Source organism: Streptomyces sp. NPDC091292 (assembly GCF_044757265.1).
In the GTDB taxonomy this organism is placed as follows: domain Bacteria; phylum Actinomycetota; class Actinomycetes; order Streptomycetales; family Streptomycetaceae; genus Streptomyces.
Map to the genome: position 1 here is coordinate 1,530,579 of NZ_JBIVUQ010000001.1, position 23,774 is coordinate 1,554,352.

Genomic DNA, 23,774 nt, shown 5'->3' on the forward strand with positions numbered 1-23,774 from the left:
AGGAGATCGGTTCGTGACGATCCGCGTAGGCATCAACGGCTTTGGCCGCATCGGTCGTAACTACTTCCGCGCGCTGCTGGAGCAGGGTGCAGACATCGAGATCGTGGCTGTCAACGACCTGGGTGACACTGCGACCACGGCCCACTTGCTGAAGTACGACACCATCCTGGGCCGCCTCAAGGCCGAGGTGACCCACACCGCCGACACGATCACCGTCGACGGCCACACCATCAAGGTGCTCTCCGAGCGCAACCCCGCCGACATCCCGTGGGGCGAGCTGGGGGTCGACGTCGTCATCGAGTCGACCGGCATCTTCACCAAGAAGGCCGACGCCGAGAAGCACATCGCCGGTGGCGCCAAGAAGGTCCTCATCTCGGCTCCGGCCAAGGACGAGGACATCACGATCGTGATGGGCGTCAACCAGGACAAGTACGACCCGGCGAACCACCACGTCATCTCGAACGCGTCCTGCACCACCAACTGTGTGGCGCCGATGGCCAAGGTTCTCGACGAGAACTTCGGCATCGTCAAGGGCCTGATGACGACGGTCCACGCGTACACCAACGACCAGCGCATCCTGGACTTCCCGCACTCGGACCTGCGCCGCGCCCGCGCCGCCGCGGAGAACATCATCCCGACCACCACGGGTGCCGCCAAGGCCACCGCGCTGGTCCTCCCGCAGCTCAAGGGCAAGCTCGACGGCATTGCCATGCGCGTGCCGGTCCCGACCGGTTCGGCCACCGACCTGGTCGTGACGCTCCAGCGCGAGGTCACCAAGGACGAGGTCAACGCCGCGTTCAAGAAGGCCGCCGAGGACGGCGACCTCAAGGGCTACCTGGCGTACACCGAGGACCCGATCGTCTCGTCGGACATCGTCAGCGACCCGGCGTCCTGCACCTTCGACTCCTCCCTGACCATGGTCCAGGAGGGCAACACGGTGAAGATCCTCGGCTGGTACGACAACGAGTGGGGCTACTCCAACCGCCTCGTCGACCTCACCGTCTTCGTCGGCGAGCAGCTCTGAATCCGTAGAGCCGATACGGCAGGCAACTCCATGTGAGTCACAGGGCTCGGGCTGGCGCGACGCGGCGCCGCCCGAGCCCTGTGACGCGTGTACGGCCGACAGGGAATGACGGCGTGCACAGCCCTGATCAGAGCCTCCCAAGGAGCCACTCATGAAGACCATCGAGGAACTTCTCGCCGAAGGCGTCGACGGCAAGCGGGTCTTCGTCCGCGCCGACCTCAACGTGCCGCTCGCCGACGGCATCATCACCGACGACGGCCGCATCCGCGCCGTCCTGCCGACCGTCAAGGCGCTCGCCGCCGCCGGTGCCAAGGTCGTCGTCGCCTCCCACCTGGGCCGCCCCAAGGGTGCCCCCGACCCCGCGTTCTCGCTGCTGCCCGCCGCCGAGCGGCTCGGTGAACTCCTCGGCGCGCCCGTCGCGTTCGCCCAGGACACCGTCGGCCCCGCCGCGCACGACGCCGTCGACGGCCTCCAGCCCGGCCAGGTCGCCGTGGTCGAGAACCTGCGTTTCAACCCGGGCGAGACCTCGAAGGACGACACCGAGCGCGGCGAGTTCGCCGACCGGCTCGCGGCCCTCGCGGACGTCTACGTGGGCGACGGCTTCGGCGCGGTCCACCGGAAGCACGCGTCCGTCTACGACCTCCCGGCCCGGCTGCCGCACTACGCGGGCTACCTCATCGCCACCGAGGTCGGCGTCCTCAAGAAGCTCACCGAGGACGTCCGGCGGCCGTACGTCGTCGTCCTCGGCGGCGCCAAGGTCTCCGACAAGCTCGGCGTGATCGACCACCTCCTGGAGAAGGCCGACCGCATCCTCATCGGCGGCGGCATGGTCTTCACCTTCCTCAAGGCCCAGGGCCACGAGATCGGCACGTCCCTCGTGCAGGAGGACCAGATCCAGGCGGTACGGGAGTACCTCACGCGCGCGAAGGAGCGCGGTGTGGAGTTCGTACTCCCCGTCGACGTGCTGACGGCGGCCTCCTTCCCCGACCTCAAGACCAAGGCCCCGGCGCACCCGAACACGGTCGCCGCGGACGCCATGCCCGAGGGGGAGATGGGCCTCGACATCGGCCCGGAGTCCCGCAAGCTGTACGCGTCGAAGCTCGCCGACGCCGCCACCGTCTTCTGGAACGGACCCATGGGTGTCTTCGAGCACCCCGACTACGCCGAGGGCACCAAGGCGGTCGCCCAGGCGCTCCTCGACTCCCCGGCCTTCACGGTCGTCGGCGGCGGCGACTCCGCCGCGGCCGTGCGGATCCTGGGCTTCGACGAGCAGGCATTCGGCCACATCTCGACCGGTGGCGGCGCCTCCCTCGAATACCTTGAGGGCAAGACGCTCCCCGGCCTCGCCGCACTGGAGAACTGACACCCGCCATGACGAATCAGACCACCCGCACGCCGCTGATGGCGGGCAACTGGAAGATGAACCTCAACCACCTGGAGGCCATCGCCCACGTCCAGAAGCTCGCGTTCGCGCTCGCCGACAAGGACTACGAGGCCGTAGAGGTCGCCGTCCTGCCGCCCTTCACCGACCTGCGGTCCGTACAGACCCTGGTCGACGGCGACAAGCTGAAGATCAAGTACGGCGCCCAGGACCTCTCGGCCCAGGACTCCGGCGCCTACACCGGAGAGATCTCCGGATCGATGCTGGCCAAGCTGAAGTGCACCTATGTCGCCGTCGGTCACTCCGAGCGACGCCAGTACCACGGTGAGACCGACGAGCTGTGCAACGCCAAGGTGAAGGCCGCCTACAAGCACGGCCTCACGCCGATCCTCTGCGTCGGCGAGGGCCTGGACATCCGCAAGGCGGGCGACCAGGTCTCCTACACGCTGAACCAGCTCGACGGCGCCCTCAAGGACCTCCCCGCCGAGCAGGCCGAGTCGATCGTGATCGCCTACGAGCCGGTGTGGGCCATCGGCACCGGTGAGGTCGCGACCCCCGAGGACGCGCAGGAGGTCTGCGGCGCGATCCGCGGCCGGCTCGCCGAGCTGTACAGCCAGGAGCTGGCCGACCAGGTCCGCATCCAGTACGGCGGCTCCGTGAAGTCCGGCAACGTCGCCGCGATCATGGCGCAGCCCGATGTCGACGGTGCGCTCGTCGGTGGCGCGGCGCTCGACGCGGACGAGTTCGTCAAGATCGTGCGCTTCCGAGACCAGTGAGTATGCGCTAGCCGCGATCCGTCGTACTCTTGCGGGGGCCGACGCCCGGCCCACGGGTAGGCTTCGGCCCCCGCACCGTCCATCAAGATCCGAGGGAAGACCCCGGAAAGGGAGTTCAGCTGTGGTCATGGGGTTTTCGATCGCCCTGATCGTCTTCAGCCTGCTGCTGATGCTGCTGGTGCTGATGCACAAGGGCAAGGGCGGCGGTCTGTCCGACATGTTCGGTGGCGGTATGCAGTCGTCCGTCGGCGGCTCGTCGGTCGCCGAACGCAACCTGGACCGCATCACCGTCGTGGTCGGTCTGCTGTGGTTCGTGTGTGTTGTCACGCTCGGTGTGATGATGAAGGTCAACAACTGACGTTCGTCGCCATCGCACACAGCACACCTGGGCCCCATGTCCGGTCCGCGCCTTCGGGCGCGGCCTATCATGGGGCTTGCGTCTAGGGGTGGGGGTGTAACTCCCAGCACTGGACGCGCGTTGGGCCTTACGTAGACTGAGGCGCCCGCAGCGAAGCGACACGCCGACTCGTTTCGCGGCACCATCACGCAGGGAGTTACGACCGTGGCAAGTGGCAACGCGATCCGAGGAAGCCGGGTCGGGGCGGGGCCGATGGGCGAGGCCGAGCGCGGCGAGTCCGCGCCACGGCTGCGCATCTCCTTCTGGTGCTCGAACGGGCACGAGACGCAGCCGAGCTTCGCCAGCGACGCGCAGGTTCCCGAGACCTGGGACTGCCCGCGCTGCGGCTTTCCGGCCGGGCAGGACCGGGACAACCCCCCGGACCCGCCGCGGACCGAGCCCTACAAGACGCACCTCGCTTACGTCCGTGAGCGGCGCAGCGACGCGGACGGCGAGGCCATCCTCGCCGAAGCACTCGCCAAACTGCGGGGCGAAATCTAGGAGTTGAGACCGGCCGGGCACCCCAGGGTGTCCGGCCGGACTTGTCTGCGCAGTCGATTCACCGCAGTCGATCTCTTCGCGGTCGATTGTCAGTGGTGCCCTCTACCTTTGCCACAAAGGTGATCGGGAGGGGATCGAGTGACGACGACCGAAGCGGTGGCAGTACGTGCGCCGGCCTGGCGCGGGGGGTTCGGACGGCTGTGGACGGCCGCCGTGCTCTCCCGCTTCGGGGACGCGCTGCGCACCGCCGCGCTGCCCCTGCTGGCCGCCTCACTCACCGACGAGCCACTGCTCATCGCGACCGTGACGGCGTGCGGCTATCTGCCCTGGATCGTCTTCGGACTCCTTGGCGGAGCGGTCGCCGACCGGGTCGACCAGCGGCGCGCCATGTGGTCCGTGGACGTCGCGCGGGGCCTGCTCGTCGCCGCCTTCGCGGTGGCCGTGGCCCTCGACCACGCCACCATCGGGCTGCTCGTCGTGCTCGCCTTCACCCTCACCACCCTCCAGACGCTCTTCGACAACGCCGCCACGGCCCTGCTGCCCACGTTCGTGGACCCGGAGGCGCTGGCCGGGGCGAACGCCCGGCTCATGACCGGACAGCAGATCGCGGGCGGCCTCCTCGCCACCCCGCTGGTCCCGCTGATCCTCACCGCGGGCGCCGCCGCGCCCTTCGCGGCCGACGCGGCGACGTATCTGCTCGCCGCCGCGCTCCTCGCCACCCTGCGCACCCCCGCGACCGCACGCGACCCGCGCCCCTCCGGCAGCACTCTGCGCGGCGACATCGCCGAAGGCGTCCGCGCCCTCTGGCGGGACCGGTCCCTGCGCGCGCTGTGCACGGCCACAGCCCTGACCAATGTCGGCATGGGAGCCCTCATCGCCACCCTCGTCCTGCACGCCACAGGCTGGCTGGACGCGGGTACGGGAGGGTTCGCGGCGGCCATGACGTCGTACGCGGTCGGCAGCCTGGTCGGCGGCTTCGTGGCCCGGCGCCTCGCCGACCGCACCGGGCGGATACGGGCGGTACTGATCGCCGGGACCGTCCAGACCGGCGCCCTGGTCGTGATCGGCACCGTGCACAGCCTGATCGCGCTGACCGCGGGCCTCGCCGTGTTCGGGGTGATGGGCATGGTCTGGAACGTCAACCAGGTGACCCTGATGCAGCAGCGCGCGCCCGCGCGGATGCTCGGCCGGGTCAGCTCGGCGTTCCGCACCCTCAGCACCGGCGTCGCGCCGCTCGGCGCCATCCTGGGCGGCGCGGTGGCCACCGCCTGGGGCCTGAACACCCCGGCCCTGTTCGCTGCCGCCGTGTTCGCGCTCGCCGTCGTGGTGCTCGGTGTCGTGGGGCCGAGTGTGGGCGCCACCGACACCTGACCGACGACCGCGGCGGAGCCTGATCAACTAGGTTGGAGGGTGCAGCGGGGCAAGGTACGCACCGAAGTACGCACCGAGGTACGAGAAGAAGGACGAAGCCCGAGATGAACGCAGAAAGCCGTACCAGGCTCAACCGGACGCCCGAGTGGAGCGCGCTGGCGAAGCACCGGGAGGAGCAGGGCGAGGTACAGCTGCGCGAGCTGTTCGCGGCGGACCCGGACCGCGCCGGCACGTACGCGCTCCAGGTCGGCGATCTGTACGTCGACTACTCCAAGCACCTGGTCACGGACGAGACGTTGCGGCTGCTGAGGGAGCTGGCGGCGGCGGTCGACGTGTACGGGCTGCGGGACGCGATGTTCCGCGGCGACAAGATCAACACCACCGAGGACCGCGCCGTCCTGCACACCGCGCTGCGCGCCCCCAGGGACGCGGTGATCGAGGTCGACGGGCGCAATGTCGTACCGGAGGTGCACGCCGTACTCGACAAGATGAGCGCCTTCGCGGACAAGGTGCGCTCCGGCGAGTGGACCGGACACACCGGCAAGCGGATCAGGAACGTCGTCAACATCGGGATCGGCGGCTCCGACCTCGGCCCCGCGATGGCGTACGAGGTGCTGCGGTCCTTCACCGACCGCGGGCTGACGGTGCGTTTCGTGTCGAACGTGGACGGTGCCGATCTGCATGAGGCGGTCCGGGACCTGGACGCCGCCGAGACGCTGTTCATCATCGCGTCGAAGACGTTCACGACGATCGAGACCATCACCAACGCGACCTCCGCGCGCGGGTGGCTCCTCGGTGAGCTGGGGGCCGGTCAGGACGCCGTCGCCAAGCACTTCGTAGCGCTGTCCACCAACGCCGGCAAGGTCGCCGACTTCGGTATCGACACGGCGAACATGTTCGAGTTCTGGGACTGGGTCGGCGGGCGCTACTCGTACGACTCGGCGATCGGTCTGTCGCTGATGATCGCGATCGGTCCGGAGGCGTTCCGGGAGATGCTCGACGGCTTCCACACCGTCGACCGGCATTTCCGCAACGCGCCGCCCGAGCACAATGTGCCGCTGCTGCTGGGGCTGCTCGGTGTCTGGTACGGCAACTTCCATGACGCGCAGTCGCATGCGGTGCTGCCGTACTCGCACTATCTGTCCAAGTTCACCGCCTACCTCCAGCAGTTGGACATGGAGTCCAACGGCAAGTCCGTCGGGCGGGACGGGGTGCCCGTGGAGTGGCAGACCGGGCCGGTGGTGTGGGGGACGCCCGGGACCAATGGGCAGCACGCGTACTACCAGTTGATCCATCAGGGGACGAAGCTGATCCCCGCCGACTTCATCGGGTTCGCCGAGCCGGTCGCCGATCTTCAGCCGGGGCTTGTCGCCCAGCACGATCTGCTGATGGCCAACTTCTTCGCGCAGACGCAGGCGCTGGCCTTCGGCAAGACGCCGGAGGAGGTGCGGGCGGAAGGGGTGCCGGAGGAATTGGTGCCGCACAAGACGTTCCGGGGGAATCATCCGACGACGACGATTCTGGCGAAGTCGCTGACGCCGTCCGTGCTGGGGCAGTTGGTCGCGCTCTACGAGCACAAGGTGTTTGTGCAGGGCGCTGTGTGGAACATCGACTCGTTCGATCAGTGGGGGGTTGAGTTGGGGAAGGTGCTGGCGAAGAGGGTGGAGCCGGCGTTGGTGGAGGGGGCTGAGGTTCCGGGGCTGGATGCCTCTACGGTTTCTCTGGTGCGTAAGTATCGGGAGCTGCGGGGGCGTTGAACCCGGTGTGCCGGGCGCCCATTTGATTCGGGGTGCCCGGCACTTGGGTTGTGCCCACCCGTTCCGCCGTGCGGAACGCCTGCCCACAACGGGACCGGGGTCGTCTGGGCGGGGAGACCCGGTCGCGGCGGGGACAAGGTGCCGGGCCGCGACCGGTTCCGATTATGGGGACGCCGGTGGGTACAGGGTTCTCGGTAGTTGGGATGCCGCTGCTGCGTCCAGGAGCCACAACGTTCGGGCTCGGCCCCTTGCTCCTGCTGCCGGGGCCTGGATTTCTCCTGCTCCTGACAGGGCCATTGCCGCTGCGCCTGCCTTGTCCTCGCCTGCTGCCAGGAGCCAGACCTCTCGGGCCGCGCGGATCGCCGGCAGGGTGAGGGTGATCCGGGTCGGCGGGGGCTTGGGGGCGCCGTGGACGCCGACCACCGTCCGTTCCTTCTCGCGGACCGCCGGAAGCTCCGGGAAGAGCGAGGCGACATGCGTGTCGGGTCCGACGCCGAGCATCAGGACGTCGAAGGACGGTACGGGACCGTGGTCCTCGGGCTCGGCCGCCGCGGCGAGTTCGGCGGCGTAGGCCGCGGCAGCCGCGTCCGCGCCGTCCGTACCCCCCGTACCGTCGGCTGCTTTGCCGTACGGACCGTCCGACGCGGGCATGGCGTGCACGCGCTTCGGGTCCAGTGGTACCGCGTCGAGCAGGGCCGCGCGGGCCTGGGTGACATTGCGGTCCGGGTCGCCGTCGGGCAGGAAGCGCTCGTCGCCCCACCACAGGTCGAGACGGCCCCAGTCGATGGCGTCCCGGGCGGGCGCGGCGGCGAGCGCGGCCAGCAGGCCGTTGCCGTTGCGTCCGCCCGTGAGGACCACCGACGCGGAGCCGCGCGCGGCCTGGGCGTCCACGATCTTCGTGATCAGCCGGGCCGCCGCGGCCTGCGCCATCAGCTCCTTGTCGCGGTGGACGACCAGTTGCGGCGTACTCACTTCGCCGTCGGCTTCCTGGCCGGAGCCTTGGCCGCCGACTTGGCCGGCGCGGGCTCCGCGGGAGTGGACTTCGATGCGGCCGACTTCGACGCCGTCGTCTTGGAGGCCGCGGACTTCGTGGCCGCAGCCTTCGCAGGCGCCGCCGTCTTCGTGGCCGCCGACCCCCCGATCGGCTCCGACGCCCACGACTTGTCGTCCGTCAGCCGGTCCACGCCGAACTTCAGCGCCGATTCGTAGGTGTCGTCCGGGTCCAGCCTGCGCAGCTCCTCCGCGATCAGCTCCGCCGTCTCGCGCCGCTTCAGCGCCACCGCACGGTCCGGCTGCCCCTCGATGGAGAGCGTCGCCAGGGACCCGTCCGCCCGGTCCAGGCCGATCGGGCCGCAGTCCGTCTCCAGACGGACGGCCGTGAGACCGGGACCGCTGGACGCGGAACGTTTCACCGGAGCCTTCAGCCGGTCGGCGAGCCACATGGCGAGCAGCTCGACGCTCGGGTTGAACTCCTCGCCCTGCACCTCGGCCGACGTGACCTTGCAGAAGACCTGGTCCAGGGCGGCGGCCAGCATCGACCGCCAGGGGGTGATCCGGGTCCACGCCAGATCCGTGTCACCGGGGGAGTAGGTCTCGGCGCGTTCCGACAGCTCCTCGACCGGGTTCTCGGCCGCGAAGGCGTCGGTGATCCGGCGCTGGGCCAGATTGCCGAGCGGATCGTTCGCCGGGTCGACGGGCGCGTTGATCGGCCACCAGGCGACGACCGGCGCGTCCGGCAGCAGCAGCGGCAGGACCACCGACTGCGCGTGGCCCACCACCTCGCCGTACAGCCGCAGCACCACCGTCTCACCGGTGGCCGCCTCCGTACCCACCCGGACCTCCGCGTCCAGGCGCGAGGTCGTGCGGTCGCGGGGCGAGCGCGAGACCCGCCGGATGACCACCAGGGTGCGCGAGGGGTGCTCGCGGGACGCCTCCGATGCCGCCCGCATCGCGTCGTAGGCGTTCTCCTCGTCGGTGATGATGACCAGGGTGAGCACCATGCCGACGGCCGGGGAGCCGATGGCCCGGCGGCCCTCGATCAGTGCCTTGTTGATCTGGCTGGCCGTGGTGTCCGTCAGGTCGATGTTCATGGCCGGCGCCAGCTCCGTCCGTCTCGTGCGAGCATGTGGTCCGCCTCGACCGGGCCCCAGGTCCCGGACGGGTACTGGGCGGGCTTGCCGTGCTTGTCCCAGTACTCCTCGATCGGGTCGAGAATCGTCCAGGACAGCTCGACCTCCTCGGTGCGCGGGAAGAGGTTCGAGTCGCCGAGGAGCACATCGAGGATGAGCCGCTCGTACGCCTCGGGGCTGGACTCCGTGAAGGACTCGCCGTACGCGAAGTCCATCGACACGTCCCGGACCTCCATCGAGGTGCCCGGCACCTTGGAGCCGAAGCGCATCGTCACGCCCTCGTCCGGCTGGACGCGGACGACCAGCGCGTTCTGCCCCAGCTCCTCCGTCGCCGTGTGGTCGAAGGGGGAGTGCGGGGCGCGCTGGAAGACCACCGCGATCTCGGTGACCCGGCGGCCCAGACGCTTGCCGGTGCGCAGATAGAACGGGACGCCCGCCCAGCGGCGGTTGTCGATCTCCAGCTTCACGGCGGCGTACGTGTCGGTCTTCGACCGGGCGTCGATGCCGTCTTCCTGGAGGTAGCCGATGACCTTCTCGCCGCCCTGCCAGCCCGCCGCGTACTGCGCGCGGACCGTGTCCTTGCCCAGCTCACGGGGGAGCCGCACGGCGCCGAGCACCTTGGTCTTCTCGGCGGCGAGCGCGTCCGCGTCGAAGGAGGCGGGCTCCTCCATCGCGGTCAGCGCGAGCAACTGGAGCAGATGGTTCTGGATGACGTCACGGGCGGCGCCGATGCCGTCGTAGTACCCGGCCCGGCCGCCGATGCCGATGTCCTCGGCCATCGTGATCTGGACATGGTCGACATACGACCGGTTCCAGATCGGCTCGAACAGCGTGTTGGCGAAGCGGAGCGCCAGAATGTTCTGGACGGTCTCCTTGCCGAGGTAGTGGTCGATACGGAAGACCTGGTCCGGCGCGAAGACCTCGTGGACGATCGCGTTCAGCTCCTTGGCCGACGCCAGATCGTGCCCGAAGGGCTTCTCGATCACCGCCCGGCGCCAGGAACCGTTCTCCTGGTCGGCCAGACCGTGCTTCTTGAGCTGCTGGACGACCTTGGGGAAGAACTTCGGCGGCACCGACAGATAGAACGCGAAGTTGCCGCCCGTGCCCTGCGCCTTGTCCAGCTCCTGGATCGTGGCCTTCAGGTTCTCGAACGCGTCGTCGTCGTCGAAGTCGCCCTGGACGAAGCGCATCCCCTGGTTGAGCTGCTGCCAGACCTCCTCACGGAACGGGGTGCGCGCGTGTTCCTTGACGGCGTCGTGGACCTCCTGGGCGAAGTCCTCGTTCTGCCACTCGCGGCGGGCGAACCCGACGAGCGAGAAGCCCGGGGGAAGGAGACCCCGGTTCGCGAGGTCGTAGATGGCAGGCATCAGCTTCTTACGGGACAAATCGCCCGTGACGCCAAAGATCACCAGGCCCGACGGCCCCGCGATACGCGGGAGCCGTCGGTCCGCGGCGTCACGAAGCGGATTGGCTCCGTGTGCGCGATTCAAGGTCTCAGCCCTCCGATGGGGCGAGGCGCTGAAGCTCCGCCTCGGTCGACTTGAGGAGGTCGTTCCAGGCGGCTTCGAACTTCTCGACGCCCTCGTCCTCCAGGAGCTGCACCACGTCGTCGTACGAGATTCCGAGCTTCTCGACGGCGTCGATCTCCGCACGCGCCTGCGCGTACGTCCCGGCGATGGTGTTGCCGGTGATCTTCCCGTGGTCGGCGGTGGCCTCCAGCGTGGCCTCCGGCATGGTGTTCACGGTGCCGGGGGCGACCAGGTCGTCGACGTACAGGGTGTCCTTGTACGCCGGGTCCTTCACGCCGGTCGAGGCCCACAGCGGACGCTGCTTGTTCGCGCCCGCCTTGTCCAGGGCGGCCCAGCGGTCAGAGGCGAAGACCTCCTCGTACGCCTGATAGGCCAGGCGCGCGTTCGCGACGCCCGCCTTGCCACGGGCCGCCTTCGCCTCGGGGGTGCCGAGGGCGTCCAGGCGCTTGTCGATCTCGGTGTCCACGCGGGACACGAAGAAGGACGCCACCGAACGGATCTTGGAGAGGTCCAGGCCGGCGGCCTTCGCCTTCTCCAGGCCCGCCAGATAGGCGTCCATGACCTCGCGGTAGCGCTCCAGCGAGAAGATCAGCGTGACGTTCACGCTGATGCCCAGGCCGATGACCTCGGTGATCGCGGGCAGGCCCGCCCGGGTCGCCGGGATCTTGATGAGGGTGTTGGGGCGGTCCACCAGCCAGGCCAACTGCTTGGCCTCGGCGATGGTCGCCGCCGTCTCGTGGGCGAGGCGCGGGTCGACCTCGATCGACACCCGGCCGTCCTGGCCGCCCGTCGCGTCGAACACCGGGCGCAGCACGTCCGCCGCGTCCCGTACGTCCGCCGTGGTGATCATGCGGAGCGCCTCGTCGACGGTCACCTTGCGGGTGGCGAGATCGACGACCTGCTGCTCGTAGCCGTCGCCGCCCCCGGAGATCGCCTTCTGGAAGATCGACGGGTTGGTGGTGACGCCCACGACGTGCTGCTGGTCGATCAGTTCGGCCAGGTTGCCGGACGAGATCCGCTGGCGCGACAGGTCGTCCAGCCAGATCGCGACGCCTTCGTCGGAGAGGCGCTTGAGTGCGTCTGTCATGGAATTTGCATCTCCTACTGGGTCGTGTGTACGCGTCAGCGCTGGGCGGCGGCGAGTGATTCCCGGGCGGCTCCGGCGACCGCGTCGGCGGTGAACCCGAACTCGCGGAAGAGGACCTTGCCGTCCGCCGAAGCGCCGAAGTGCTCCAGCGAAACGATGCGCCCGGCGTCCCCGACGAACCGGTGCCAGGTCAGACCGATCCCGGCCTCGACCGCCACCCGCGCCTTCACGGACGGCGGCAGCACCGAGTCGCGGTACGCCTGGTCCTGCTCGTCGAACCACTCCACACAGGGCATCGAGACGACCCGCGTCGGCACACCGGCCGCCTGGAGCTGTTCCCGCGCCTCGACGGCGAGCTGCACCTCGGAGCCCGTACCGATCAGCACGACCTCCGGGCTGCCGCCCTCGGCCTCGGCCAGGACGTAACCGCCCCTGACCGTGCCCTCGTTGGGCTCGTACGTCGGTACGCCCTGGCGGGTCAGCGCGAGGCCGTGCGGGGCGCCCTTGCCGAACTCCTTCGTCCAGCGGCGCTGGATCTCACGCCAGGCGATCGCCGTCTCGTTGGCGTCGGCCGGGCGCACGACGTTCAGCCCCGGGATCGCGCGCAGCGAGGCCAGGTGCTCGACCGGCTGGTGCGTGGGGCCGTCCTCGCCGAGACCGACGGAGTCGTGCGTCCACACATACGTCACCGGCAGATGCATCAGCGCGGAGAGCCGGACCGCGTTGCGCATGTAGTCCGAGAACACCAGGAACGTGCCGCCGTAGACACGGGTGTTGCCGTGCAGCGTGATGCCGTTCATCTCGGCGGCCATCGAGTGCTCACGGATACCGAAGTGCAGCGTCCGGCCGTACGGGTCGGCCTCCGGCAGCGGGTTGTCCGCCGGGAGGAACGACGAGTGCTTGTCGATCGTGGTGTTGTTCGAGCCGGCCAGGTCGGCGGAGCCGCCCCACAGCTCGGGCAGCACCGTGGCGAGACCCTGGAGGACCTTGCCGGACGCGGCGCGGGTGGCGACGGCCGTGCCCGCCTCGAACACGGGGACCGTGTCCTCCCAGCCGGCCGGCAGCTTGCCCGCGGCGATCCGGTCGAACAGGGCGGCCCGCTCCGGCTTCGCCGTACGCCAGGCCGCGAAGCCCTTCTCCCACTCGGCCTTCGCCTCACGGCCCCGGTCGAGCGCCTGACGGGTGTGCGCCAGGACCTCGTCGGCGACGTAGAACGACTTCTCCGGGTTGAACCCGAGGACCCGCTTGGTGGCCGCGACCTCGTCGGCGCCGAGCGCCGAGCCGTGCGCGGCCTCGGTGTTCTGCGCGGACGGCGCGGGCCACGCGATGATCGATCGCATCGCGATGAACGACGGGCGCTCCGTCTCGGCCTTGGCGGCCTGGAGCGCCGCGTACAGCGCGGCCGGGTCGAGGTCGCCGTTGTCCTTCTGCTCGACGCGCTGCACATGCCAGCCGTACGCCTCGTACCGCTTGACCGTGTCCTCGGAGACCGCGGTCTCCGTGTCGCCCTCGATCGAGATGTGGTTGTCGTCCCACAGCAGGATCAGATTGCCGAGCTTCTGGTGCCCGGCCAGTGAGGACGCCTCGGAGGAGATGCCCTCCTGGAGGCAGCCGTCACCGGCGATCGCGAAGATGTAGTGGTCGAAGGGGGAGGCGCCGGGGGCTGCGTCCGGGTCGAAGAGACCGCGCTCGTAGCGGGAGGCCATCGCCATGCCCACGGCGTTGGCGACACCCTGGCCCAGCGGGCCCGTGGTGGTCTCGACGCCTACCGTGTGCCCGTACTCCGGGTGGCCGGGGGTCTTGGAACCCCAGGTGCGGAACGCCTTCAGATCATCCAGCTCCAGACCGAAACCGGCCAGGTACAACTGGGTGTACAGGGTCAGGGACGAGTGGCCGGCGGACAATACGAACCGGTCACGCCCGGTCCAGTCGGCGTCCGCCGGGTCGTGGCGCATCACCTTCTGGAAGAGGGTGTACGCGGCCGGTGCCAGGCTCATCGCCGTACCCGGATGGCCGTTACCGACCTTCTGTACGGCGTCCGCGGCCAGAACGCGGGCGGTGTCCACGGCCCGCTCGTCCCATTCGGTCCACTCGAAATCTGTGGTGGTCGGCTTGGTGCTCACCCTGGGTCAGGGCTCCTCTCCAGATGTCGAATGCCGGTGGTCCGAGCGCTCACCGGCCGCTGTCGAGCCTACCGCTGTAGGTAACGCGCATTTTTTCGAGCCATTTCCAGACTGCCGGGGCTTGTCGCGTTCCGCCTCTCGACGGACGCCGCACAGCCCTCTCCCGTTCACTCCATGCAATACGGAGGTGCCCCACGGGATGCTCAGCCGACCGCCCGATCGACCCCCGCCGACCCGCGCGGCCACCTCCCCAACACGACCCCACCCCCGCGAAGGGCGAGGTATGGGCAACGTCTAGAGTGGCGTGGTACGCGCGAGCCTTTACGGGGACTTCACACCTGCGGGCTTGCTGGGATGTTCTCTGTCAGGGGTGTGCGTGACGGCCGTCGAATCCCGTCCTGCGGGGGTTCTTGGGAAGGGCTCCAGCCACCGGCCGTTCGGGGCCCGTGTCAAGGCGTTCGTGGCGCTGACCAAGCCACGCATCATTGAGCTGCTGCTGATCACCACGGTCCCCGTGATGTTCCTTGCCCAGCAGGGCGTTCCCGACCTCGGGCTCGTGCTGCTGACCTGCGTCGGCGGCTATCTCTCCGCGGGCGGCGCCAACGCGCTCAACATGTACATCGACCGTGACATCGACGCCCTGATGGACCGCACCTCGCAGCGGCCCCTGGTCACCGGCATGGTCTCGCCGCGCGAAGGTCTGGTCTTCGGCCTGACGCTCGCCGCGGGATCCACGCTGTGGTTCGGGCTCCTCGTCAACTGGCTGTCCGCGTGGCTGTCGCTCGGTGCGCTCCTCTTCTACGTCGTCGTCTACACGATGATCCTCAAGCGGCGCACCTCGCAGAACATCGTGTGGGGCGGCATCGCCGGCTGCATGCCGGTCCTGATCGGCTGGTCCGCCGTCACGAACTCCCTCTCCTGGGCCGCCCTCATCCTCTTCCTCGTCATCTTCTTCTGGACGCCGCCGCACTACTGGCCGCTGTCGATGAAGGTGAAGGAGGACTACGCGCGCGTGGGCGTGCCCATGCTGCCGGTCATCGCGTCGAACAGGGTCGTCGCGCGGCAGATCGTCGTCTACAGCTGGGTGATGGTCGCCGTCTCGCTGCTGCTGACGCCGCTCGGCTACACCGGCTGGTTCTACACGGCGGTCGCGCTCGTCACCGGCGGCTGGTGGCTGTGGGAGGCGCACGCGCTGCTCGCGCGGGCGAAGGCGGGGCAGACCGGGGGCAAGCTCAAGGAGATGCGGCTGTTCCACTGGTCGATCACCTATGTTTCGCTGCTGTTCGTCGCGGTCGCCGTGGACCCGTTCCTCCGCTGAGCGCTCCGCTGGAAGGCCGGTTCCCGAACCGCGGGCCGTCGGTGGCTGGTCGCGCCCACGCGGCGGAGCCGCAAATATCACAGCCCCGCGCCCCTTCAGGGCGCTTGGCCGGCCGGCACTTCCCCGTTGATCTACCCGTCGGTAGCATCCTGCGCATGGCAGACAACGAGCAGGACTCCGGTAAGCAGCAGACCCGCGCCCGGCGCCGGGCGGCCCGGCTCGCCAAGGAGATCGGCGCCTTCGCCAAGGCGCACGACGGCGCCGAGGGCCAGGTGGCGTACCTCGGCCGCCGGGGCGCCCGGATCGTCCTCGTCGGTACGGACGGCCACTGGGGCGATCTGGTCGCCCCCAGCTACGCCGTCGCCGAACAGGCCGTGCGGGACGCGGGCATCACGGTCCACGAGGCGTTCGACGGCGCGTTCGCGGCCAAGGTGCGCACAGGGCCGTACGAGTGGTCGCGGATGGCCGGTATCCAGTTGGGCGGGGGCTCCGACCGCGCCTGACGACATCCGACACGCGTTTCACCCGTTAACCCAGGGAAAGTGACACCAGGTTGCCGGGCGAGACGAGGAGTCGGGGCGATGGAAGCGGGATCGGCGGCGGCGACGCGCAGCAGGCTGCGGGCCAGGGCGGCGGATCTCGCCGCCGGAGGCGTGGAGGTGATCGCGCTCACCTTTGTCGACAACGCCGGCCTCACCCGGGCCAAGACCTTCCCGGTCGACCGGCTCCCGGAGGTCGCCGCGCACGGGGTCGGCATGTCGCCCAGTTTCGACGTCTACACATCGGCCGACCGCATGGTGGCGTCCCCGCACGTCGGCGGGCCCGACGGGGATCTGCGGCTCTTTCCCGACCTGGACCGGCTCGTCCCGCTCGCCGCACAGCCCGGCTGGGCCTGGACGCCCGCCGACCGCTTCGAGCAGGACGGCCGCCCCTGGGCCGCCTGCCAGCGCCGGTTCGCCCGCCGCATGGCCGACCGCGCCGCGGCGCTCGGACTGACCCTGCGCATGGGCTACGAGACCGAGTGGACCGTCGTCCGTGAGGACGGCACAGACCCGGGCCCGGGTCCCGCGTACGGCATGGCGCGGATCGTCGCGCTGTCCGACTACGCACGGGATGTGACGCGGGCCCTTCGTGAGGAGGGGCTGAGCGTGCTCCAGCTCCATCCCGAGTACGCGCCCGGCCAGTTCGAGGTGTCCACCGCCCCCGCCGACGGTCCGGTCGCGGCGGCCGACGACGTCGTCCTGGTCCGCGAGACCGTACGGGCGGTCAGCGCCCGGCACGGGCTGCGGGCGTCCTTCGCGCCCAGCTTCACCCCGGACCGCGTCGGCAACGGCTGCCACCTCCACCTCAGCCTGCACCGCGGCGACACCGATCTGCACCGCGCCCCGGACACCGCGTACGGCCTCGCGCCCGAAGCCGACGCGTTCCTCGCCGGGGTACTCGACCGGCTGCCCGCGCTGCTCGCCGTCGGCGCCCCGTCCCCGGCGAGCTATCTGCGCCTGGTGCCCTCGCGCTGGGCGGGTGTCCACCAGTGCTGGGGCGTCGAGAACCGTGAGGCCGCCGTCCGGCTCGTCCCCGGTGACGGGCATGCCGAGGTCAAGTGCTTCGACGCGGCGGCCAATCCGTATCTGCTCGCCGGAGCGGTCGTCGCCGCCGGGCTCGCGGGTATCGCCGACCGCGCCGAGCTGCCCGAGCCGGTGACGGGTGACCCGGTGGGGCTGCCCGGCGCGCGCCGGCTGCCCCGCACGCTGGACGAGGCCACCGGACACTTCGAGGCGTCGGCGCTGCTGCGCGAGGCGATGGGCGAGGCACTGCACGGCGCCGTCCTCGCGGTACGCAGGGCCGAGGCCGAGGACTTCGCGGGCAGCTCACCCGGGGACATCGCCGCCGCGACCCGCTGGCGGTACTGATGTTCGAGCTGCCGCCGCTGGTGGACCAGCACTGCCACGGTGTCCTGCTCGGCGAACTCGGGCTCGGCTCCTTCGAGACCCATCTCACCGAGTCGGCGGCGCCCGCGGCACCGGGTACCACCTTCTTCGACACCCAGACCGGGTTCGCCGTACGCCGCTGGTGCCCGCCCCTGCTCGGCCTCGACCCCTACGCGTCCCCCGCCCGCTATCTCGCCCGCCGCCGTGAACTCGGCGCCTACGAGACCGGCCGCAAACTGCTCGGCGCCACCGGCATCGGTACCTTCCTGGTCGACACGGGCCTGCGCGGCGACCTCACGGGCCCCGGCGAACTCGCCCTCGCCGCCGGGGGAGAGGCCCATGAGATCGTCCGCCTCGAACTCCTCGCCGAACAGGTCGCCGACACCTCCGGCACCGCCGAGTCCTTCGTCACCAATCTCGCCGAGGCCGTGCATGTCGCCGCCCAGTCGGCCGCCGGTTTCAAGTCGATCGCCGCCTACCGGCACGGGCTCGCCCTCGCGCCCGAACCGCCGGGGCCCGGTGCGGTGTTACGGGCGGCCGGGGAATGGCTCGCCGCCCGCCGCCCCGAAGGCCGGCTGACCGACCCCGTACTGCTGCGCCACCTTCTGTGGAGCGCGGTCGCCAGCGGGCTGCCGCTGCAACTGCACACCGGCTTCGGCGATCCGGATCTGCGCCTGGACCGGGCCGACCCCGTCCTGCTCACGGACTTCGTCCGGGCCACCGAAGGGCTCGGCTGCGACCTCGTCCTGCTGCACGGCTACCCGTACCACCGGGAGGCGGGCTATCTCGCCGCGATGTTCCCGCACGTGTACGCCGACATGGGCCTGACGCTCACACACACCGGGGCCCGCGCCAAGGCGGTACTCGCCGAGATGCTGGAACTCACCCCGTTCGGCAAGCTCCTCTTCTCGACCGACGGCTACGCGCTGCCCGAGCTGTTCGTGGTCGGCGCCCGGCTGTTCCGTAGCGCCGTCGGGGAGTTGCTGGGGGAGTGGGTGCGGGACGGGTCGTGGGCGTACGAGGACGCGCGGCGGGTCGCGGGGATGATCGCGGCGGGCAACGCGCGGCGGGTGTACGGGCTCTGAGCGCGCCCCGCGGTCAGACAGTGGAGAGCTGCGGGTCCGCCTGGGCGGGGACCTGCGGGGTGACCTCGGGACGCTCCCGCAGGGAAAGGAGGACGCGCAGCACTCCGATCCACACCAGGCAGGACCCGAACATGTGCAGGCCGACCAGGACTTCGGGGAGCTGCGTGAGGTACTGGACGTAGCCGATGGCGCCCTGGGCGAGGAGGATCAGGAACAGGTCGCGGGTGCGCAGGAGCGGGCCGCGCGGGGCGTCGACCGCCTTCAGGACGAACCAGAGTGCGAACGTCAGCGTCACCACGATCCACGCCAGGACGGCGTGCAGCTTGGTCACGTTCTCCCAGTCCACCGCCATCCGGGGCACGTCGCTCGAATCACCCGCGTGCGGTCCCGCACCGGTCACCACCGTGCCGACCGCGATCAGCACCGCCGACGTGACGACCAGGACCCAGACGAGCTGCCGCACCGCCTTGCCGACCAGCGGGCGCGGCTCGCTGTCGCCCTCGCGGGTGCGCTGCCACATCACGGCGGCGACCGCGATCAGCGCGGTGGAGAGCAGGAAGTGCGCGGCGACGGTGTACGGGTTGAGGCCCACCAGGACGACGATGCCGCCGAGAATCGCATTGCCCATGACCAGCCAGAACTGCGCCCAGCCGAGCCGGGTGAGGCCGCGCCGCCAGGGCTTCTGCGAACGGGCGGCGATGATCGCCCAGCCGACGGCCGCGCAGAGCACATAGGTGAGCATGCGGTTGCCGAACTCGATGACGCCGTGCAGGCCCATCGCGCTGGTGGTGGTGAGCGAGTCGTCGGTGCACTTGGGCCAGGTCGGGCAGCCCAGGCCCGAGCCGGTGAGGCGGACGGCGCCGCCCGTGACCACGATGACGACCATCATCACGAGGGCCGTGAAGGCCGCGCGGCGGACCGTCCGGGGTGAGGGGGTCCAGCGCTCGGCGATGAAGGCGAGCGGATTGCGCACGGCTTGAGCGGCATCGGCTCGGGTCACGTTCAGCACGCCCCACATCGTAGGGGGCCGCTTGTGCACGCCTTCACGAGGGGGACGAATGTGGTGCCGGGCACCCTCGGCGGGCAGGCAACCGCGTCACTCCCAGCGGAAGAACCGCGCCGCGGCGCCGAGCCCCAGGACCGCCCACACCGCGAGGATCCCGAGGTTGCCCCAGGGCATGCCCGCGCCGTGCTGGAGGACGTCGCGCAGCCCCTCCGAGAGGGCCGAGACCGGCAGCAGACCGAGGAACGACTGCGCGGCGTCGGGGAACTTGTCGAGCGGCACGATCACGCCGCCGCCGACGAGCAGCAGCAGGAAGACCAGGTTCGCGGCGGCCAGCGTCGCCTCCGCCTTCAGGGTTCCGGCCATCAGCAGCCCGAGCCCCGAGAACGCGGCGGTGCCCAGGACGAGCAGCAGGAGCACGGCGAACGGGTTGCCGTGCGGGGACCAGCCGAGCGCGAGGGCGATCACCGTCAGCAGGACCACCTGAAGCACCTCGGTGACCAGCACCGACAGCGTCTTCGCGGTCATCAGGCCCCAGCGCGGCAGCGGTGACGACGCGAGCCGCTTGAGCACGCCGTAGCGCCGCTCGAAGCCCGTCGCGATGGCCTGGCCCGTGAACGCCGTCGACAGGACGGCCAGCGCGAGAATGCCGGGCGCGAGGAAGTCCACGGCCTCGCCGTCGCCCGTGTCCACGATGTCGACCGTGGAGAAGAGCACCAGGAGCAGCGTCGGGATGACCACGGTGAGCAGTAGTTGCTCGCCGTTGCGCAGCAGCATCCGCGTCTCCAGGACGGCCTGCGCGGCGATCATGCGGCCGAGCGGGGCGGCGCCGGGCCGGGGGGCGTACGTACCGGGTCCGGGTCCGGTTTCGGCTCCGGCTTCGGTGGACGCGTGGGCTTCGGCGGTCATCCGCGCAGCTCCTTACCGGTCAGCTCCAGGAAGACGTCCTCCAGGGTGTGGCGCTCCACCGAGATCTTCTCCGGCAGGACACCGTGCTGGGCGCACCAGGAGGCGACGGTGGCGAGCAGTTGCGGGTCGACGGTGCCGAGCACCCGGTAGGCGCCCGGGGTCAGCTCGTCGGCCGCCGAGTCCGGCGGCAGGGCCTTGAGGAGCGAGGCCAGGTCCAGCGCCGGGCGGCCGGTGAAGCGGAGGGTGTTCTCGGCGCCGCCGCGGCACAGCTCGTCGGGGGAGCCCTGGGCGATCACGCGGCCCGCGTCGATGATCGCCACGTCGTCCGCGAGCTGTTCGGCCTCGTCCATGTGGTGCGTGGTGAGGACGGCGCTCACGCCGTCGGCGCGCAGGTCCCGGAGCAGGTCCCAGGTGGCGCGGCGGGCCTGCGGGTCGAGGCCCGCCGTCGGCTCGTCGAGGAACACCAGTTCGGGGCGGCCCACCACGGCCATCGCCAGCGCGAGCCGCTGCTGCTGACCGCCGGACAGCCGCCGGTACGAGGTCCGGCCGCAGCTCCCGAGGCCGAGCCGTTCGATCAGCGCCGGTACGTCCAGCGGATGGGCGTGCAGCTTGGCGACGTGCCGCAGCATCTCGTCGGCGCGGGCCCCGGAGTAGACGCCTCCGGACTGGAGCATCACGCCGACGCGGGGCCGCAGCGCGGGGCCCTGGGCGGCCGGGTCGAGCCCGAGGACGCGCACGGTGCCGTCGTCGGGCCGCCGGTAGCCCTCGCAGATCTCGACGGTGGTGGTCTTGCCGGCGCCGTTGGGGCCGAGGACGGCGGTGATGCCCGCCGCGGCCTCCAGGTCGAGACCGTCGACGGCGGTCTTCGTTCCGTACCGCTTCACCAGGCCCCGGACCTGGACGACGGGCTCGCTTCGCATGAGGCGCAAGTCTAGGGACGTGCCGAGGGCCCGGGACCGGCGGGGCGGTCCTCTCCGGACGGCCGGGGGCCGGACTCCTTCCGGTTAGGTAACCCTTAGTGACCGAGGCCACCGTACGTCCCGACCTGGGTCGCTTGTCGGGTCCAGAGGAATTACGCAACAATGGCGTTGTGAAATACGTCGGCGAGGCTCAGGAGGCCCACGCGAGGGCCCCGCAGGAGGAACTCGCGACCGGTGAGCGGTCCACCCGCAACCGCGTCGCGCGCTCCATCCTGGACCACGGCCCGTCGACGGTGGCCGATCTCGCCGGACGCCTGGGCCTCACCCAGGCCGCCGTCCGCCGCCATCTGGACGCACTCGTCGGCGACGACGTCGTCGAGGCGCGGGAGCAGCGGGTCTACGGGGCCCGCACCCGGGGCCGCCCCGCCAAGGTGTTCGCCCTGACGGACTGCGGCCGGGACGCCTTCGACCAGTCCTACGACCAGCTCGCGGCCGACGCCCTGCGCTGGATCGCACGGGCCGCCGGCGGCGGGAGCGCCGGGGAGGCCGCCGTCGCCGCCTTCGCGCGCGACCGCGTCGAATCCCTCGCCGACGCCTACCGGGCCGCCATCGAGGCCGCGCCCCCCGGCGAGCGCACCGAAGCGCTGGCGAAAGCCCTGAGCGCCGACGGGTACGCTGCTACGGCGCGTAGCGCACCCGGTCGGCAGCAGGGCGAGCAGTTGTGCCAGCACCACTGCCCGGTCGCCCATGTCGCGGAGCAGTACCCGCAGCTGTGCGAGGCGGAGACGGAGTTCTTCTCCCGCCTGCTCGGGACCCACGTCCAGCGACTGGCCACGATCGCGCACGGCGACGGCGTCTGCACGACGTTCATCCCACGGGCGGACCAGCAGCCGGAGCAGCACTCGGCCGCACAGCAGCACAAGGCCGCGGAGCAGCACAGCGCCGCAGCGCGGCCGATGCCGCCGAGCCCGCCCCTTCGGCCGCCACCGCGGCCGGAGACACCACCCCAGACCACCCACCACACATCAGCAAGCACGGCCGGGAGGAACCCCGCATGACTCTGCCCACGGAGACTGCCCATCCTGAGCTGGAAGGCCTGGGCACGTACGAATACGGCTGGGCCGACTCCGACGCGGCCGGTGCCTCCGCCAAGCGCGGACTCAGCGAGGACGTCGTCCGCGACATCTCCGCCAAGAAGTCCGAGCCGGAGTGGATGACCAAGCTGCGTCTGAAGGGTCTGCGGCTCTTCGAGAAGAAGCCCATGCCGAGCTGGGGCTCGGACCTGTCGGGCATCGACTTCGACAACATCAAGTACTTCGTGCGCTCCACGGAGAAGCAGGCGGAGTCCTGGGAGGACCTGCCCGAGGACATCAAGAACACCTACGACAAGCTCGGCATCCCCGAGGCGGAGAAGCAGCGCCTCGTCGCCGGTGTCGCCGCGCAGTACGAGTCCGAGGTCGTCTACCACCAGATCCGCGAGGACCTGGAGGAGCAGGGCGTGATCTTCCTCGACACGGACACCGCGCTCAAGGAGCACCCGGAGCTGTTCAAGGAGTACTTCGGCACGGTCATCCCGGTCGGCGACAACAAGTTCGCGTCGCTGAACTCGGCCGTGTGGTCCGGCGGCTCCTTCATCTACGTGCCGAAGGGCGTGCACGTCGAGATCCCGCTCCAGGCCTACTTCCGTATCAACACGGAGAACATGGGCCAGTTCGAGCGGACGCTGATCATCGTCGACGAGGACGCCTACGTCCACTACGTCGAGGGCTGCACCGCCCCGATCTACAAGTCGGACTCGCTGCACAGCGCCGTCGTGGAGATCATCGTCAAGAAGGGTGGCCGCTGCCGTTACACGACCATCCAGAACTGGTCGAACAACGTCTACAACCTGGTCACCAAGCGTGCCGTGGCGTACGAGGGCGCGACCATGGAGTGGGTCGACGGCAACATCGGCTCCAAGGTCACCATGAAGTACCCGGCCGTCTACCTGATGGGCGAGCACGCCAAGGGCGAGACCCTGTCCATCGCCTTCGCGGGCGAGGGCCAGCACCAGGACGCCGGCTCCAAGATGGTCCACATGGCGCCGAACACGTCGTCCAACATCATCTCGAAGTCCGTGGCGCGCGGCGGCGGCCGTACGTCCTACCGCGGTCTGGTCGAGATCGGCGAGGGCGCCCACGGCTCCAAGTCGAACGTGCTCTGTGACGCGCTCCTGGTGGACACCATCTCCCGCTCGGACACGTACCCCTACGTCGACGTCCGCGAGGACGACGTGTCCATGGGCCACGAGGCGACCGTGTCCAAGGTCTCCGAGGACCAGCTCTTCTACCTGATGAGCCGTGGTCTGACCGAGTTCGAGGCGATGGCGATGATCGTGCGCGGCTTCGTCGAGCCGATCGCCAAGGAACTCCCCATGGAGTACGCCCTGGAGCTGAACCGGCTCATCGAGCTGCAGATGGAAGGCGCGGTCGGCTGACGCCCCCCACGCCCGCCCCACCCACCCGCACGACCGACGGAACCACGACCGACGGAACCG

21 protein-coding genes are annotated in these 23,774 nt (G+C 70.2%); 13 read left to right on the forward strand and 8 right to left on the reverse strand.

Features of this window, described 5'->3' with window-relative positions:
- The first annotated feature begins 13 nt into the window (after positions 1-13).
- The 7 genes from gap to pgi all read left to right on the forward strand — a co-directional run bounded on the left by gap (position 14) and on the right by pgi (position 7,207).
- The gene (gap, locus tag ACIQNU_RS07390) at positions 14-1,024 is read left to right on the forward strand and encodes a type I glyceraldehyde-3-phosphate dehydrogenase (RefSeq protein WP_401361909.1); all 1,011 of its coding nucleotides are present in this window, start codon (positions 14-16) and stop codon (positions 1,022-1,024) included.
- 151 nt (positions 1,025-1,175) lie between these two features.
- The gene (locus ACIQNU_RS07395) at positions 1,176-2,387 is read left to right on the forward strand and encodes a phosphoglycerate kinase (protein ID WP_401361911.1); all 1,212 of its coding nucleotides are present in this window, start codon (positions 1,176-1,178) and stop codon (positions 2,385-2,387) included.
- An 8-nt stretch (positions 2,388-2,395) separates the two neighbouring features.
- Positions 2,396-3,181, forward strand: coding sequence for a triose-phosphate isomerase (tpiA, locus tag ACIQNU_RS07400; protein WP_401361913.1), 786 nt, complete (start codon positions 2,396-2,398; stop codon positions 3,179-3,181).
- A gap of 127 nt (positions 3,182-3,308) precedes the next feature.
- On the forward strand, positions 3,309-3,539 hold the full coding sequence (gene secG, locus ACIQNU_RS07405) for a preprotein translocase subunit SecG (RefSeq protein WP_389891242.1): 231 nt from the start codon (positions 3,309-3,311) through the stop codon (positions 3,537-3,539).
- A 204-nt stretch (positions 3,540-3,743) separates the two neighbouring features.
- The gene (locus tag ACIQNU_RS07410; RefSeq protein WP_003976875.1) at positions 3,744-4,079 is read left to right on the forward strand and encodes an RNA polymerase-binding protein RbpA; all 336 of its coding nucleotides are present in this window, start codon (positions 3,744-3,746) and stop codon (positions 4,077-4,079) included.
- 138 nt (positions 4,080-4,217) lie between these two features.
- A complete protein-coding gene (locus tag ACIQNU_RS07415; RefSeq protein WP_401361917.1) occupies positions 4,218-5,450 on the forward strand; it encodes an MFS transporter in 1,233 nt (410 codons plus the stop codon).
- A gap of 104 nt (positions 5,451-5,554) precedes the next feature.
- Positions 5,555-7,207, forward strand: a complete 1,653-nt coding sequence (gene pgi / locus ACIQNU_RS07420) for a glucose-6-phosphate isomerase (protein WP_401361920.1) — start codon at positions 5,555-5,557, stop codon at positions 7,205-7,207.
- A gap of 162 nt (positions 7,208-7,369) precedes the next feature.
- Here pgi and pgl read toward each other — a convergent pair whose 3' ends face one another.
- Genes pgl through tkt form a run of 5 tightly spaced genes read right to left on the reverse strand, consistent with a single transcriptional unit; the run spans position 7,370 to position 14,075 of the window.
- Entirely contained in the window at positions 7,370-8,179 is an 810-nt protein-coding gene (pgl, locus tag ACIQNU_RS07425; protein ID WP_401361923.1) for a 6-phosphogluconolactonase, read from the reverse strand.
- Positions 8,176-9,297: a glucose-6-phosphate dehydrogenase assembly protein OpcA gene (opcA, locus tag ACIQNU_RS07430; RefSeq protein ID WP_401361926.1), complete on the reverse strand. Its 1,122-nt coding sequence runs from the start codon at positions 9,295-9,297 to the stop codon at positions 8,176-8,178. The genes pgl and opcA overlap by 4 nt, the downstream gene beginning before the upstream one ends.
- A complete protein-coding gene (gene zwf, locus ACIQNU_RS07435) occupies positions 9,294-10,826 on the reverse strand; it encodes a glucose-6-phosphate dehydrogenase (protein ID WP_401361929.1) in 1,533 nt (510 codons plus the stop codon). Before zwf ends, opcA begins: the two co-directional genes overlap by 4 nt.
- Positions 10,827-10,830: 4 nt before the next feature.
- On the reverse strand, positions 10,831-11,952 hold the full coding sequence (gene tal, locus ACIQNU_RS07440; protein ID WP_401361931.1) for a transaldolase: 1,122 nt from the start codon (positions 11,950-11,952) through the stop codon (positions 10,831-10,833).
- 35 nt (positions 11,953-11,987) lie between these two features.
- Positions 11,988-14,075 (reverse strand): transketolase, encoded by a 2,088-nt coding sequence (gene tkt / locus ACIQNU_RS07445; RefSeq protein ID WP_401361934.1) that lies wholly within the window; start codon positions 14,073-14,075, stop codon positions 11,988-11,990.
- Between the two features lie 370 nt (positions 14,076-14,445).
- Here tkt and ACIQNU_RS07450 point away from each other — a divergent pair, with 370 nt between their 5' ends.
- The 4 genes from ACIQNU_RS07450 (at position 14,446) to ACIQNU_RS07465 (ending at position 18,406) form a co-directional block, all read left to right on the forward strand.
- A complete protein-coding gene (locus ACIQNU_RS07450) occupies positions 14,446-15,393 on the forward strand; it encodes a heme o synthase (protein ID WP_401361937.1) in 948 nt (315 codons plus the stop codon).
- 155 nt (positions 15,394-15,548) lie between these two features.
- Positions 15,549-15,896: a hypothetical protein gene (locus ACIQNU_RS07455; RefSeq protein ID WP_401361940.1), complete on the forward strand. Its 348-nt coding sequence runs from the start codon at positions 15,549-15,551 to the stop codon at positions 15,894-15,896.
- Positions 15,897-15,974: 78 nt separating this feature from the next.
- Positions 15,975-17,303: a glutamine synthetase gene (locus ACIQNU_RS07460; protein WP_401361943.1), complete on the forward strand. Its 1,329-nt coding sequence runs from the start codon at positions 15,975-15,977 to the stop codon at positions 17,301-17,303.
- Positions 17,303-18,406 (forward strand): amidohydrolase family protein, encoded by a 1,104-nt coding sequence (locus tag ACIQNU_RS07465; protein ID WP_401361946.1) that lies wholly within the window; start codon positions 17,303-17,305, stop codon positions 18,404-18,406. The genes ACIQNU_RS07460 and ACIQNU_RS07465 overlap by 1 nt, the downstream gene beginning before the upstream one ends.
- Positions 18,407-18,419: 13 nt before the next feature.
- On the opposite strand, the gene ACIQNU_RS07470 is transcribed toward ACIQNU_RS07465, so the two are convergent.
- The 3 genes from ACIQNU_RS07470 to ACIQNU_RS07480 all read right to left on the reverse strand — a co-directional run bounded on the left by ACIQNU_RS07470 (position 18,420) and on the right by ACIQNU_RS07480 (position 21,238).
- A complete protein-coding gene (locus ACIQNU_RS07470; protein ID WP_401362540.1) occupies positions 18,420-19,424 on the reverse strand; it encodes a heme A synthase in 1,005 nt (334 codons plus the stop codon).
- A gap of 78 nt (positions 19,425-19,502) precedes the next feature.
- The gene (locus tag ACIQNU_RS07475; protein ID WP_401361949.1) at positions 19,503-20,318 is read right to left on the reverse strand and encodes an ABC transporter permease; all 816 of its coding nucleotides are present in this window, start codon (positions 20,316-20,318) and stop codon (positions 19,503-19,505) included.
- On the reverse strand, positions 20,315-21,238 hold the full coding sequence (locus ACIQNU_RS07480; protein ID WP_401361951.1) for an ABC transporter ATP-binding protein: 924 nt from the start codon (positions 21,236-21,238) through the stop codon (positions 20,315-20,317). The genes ACIQNU_RS07475 and ACIQNU_RS07480 overlap by 4 nt, the downstream gene beginning before the upstream one ends.
- 170 nt (positions 21,239-21,408) lie before the next feature.
- Here ACIQNU_RS07480 and ACIQNU_RS07485 point away from each other — a divergent pair, with 170 nt between their 5' ends.
- Both ACIQNU_RS07485 and sufB read left to right on the forward strand, forming a co-directional pair.
- Positions 21,409-22,296 carry a helix-turn-helix transcriptional regulator gene (locus ACIQNU_RS07485; RefSeq protein WP_401361953.1) on the forward strand — a complete coding sequence of 296 codons (888 nt, stop codon included), beginning with the start codon at positions 21,409-21,411 and terminating at the stop codon, positions 22,294-22,296.
- Positions 22,293-23,714, forward strand: a complete 1,422-nt coding sequence (gene sufB, locus ACIQNU_RS07490) for a Fe-S cluster assembly protein SufB (RefSeq protein WP_401361956.1) — start codon at positions 22,293-22,295, stop codon at positions 23,712-23,714. The genes ACIQNU_RS07485 and sufB overlap by 4 nt, the downstream gene beginning before the upstream one ends.
- Positions 23,715-23,774: the final 60 nt, after the last annotated feature.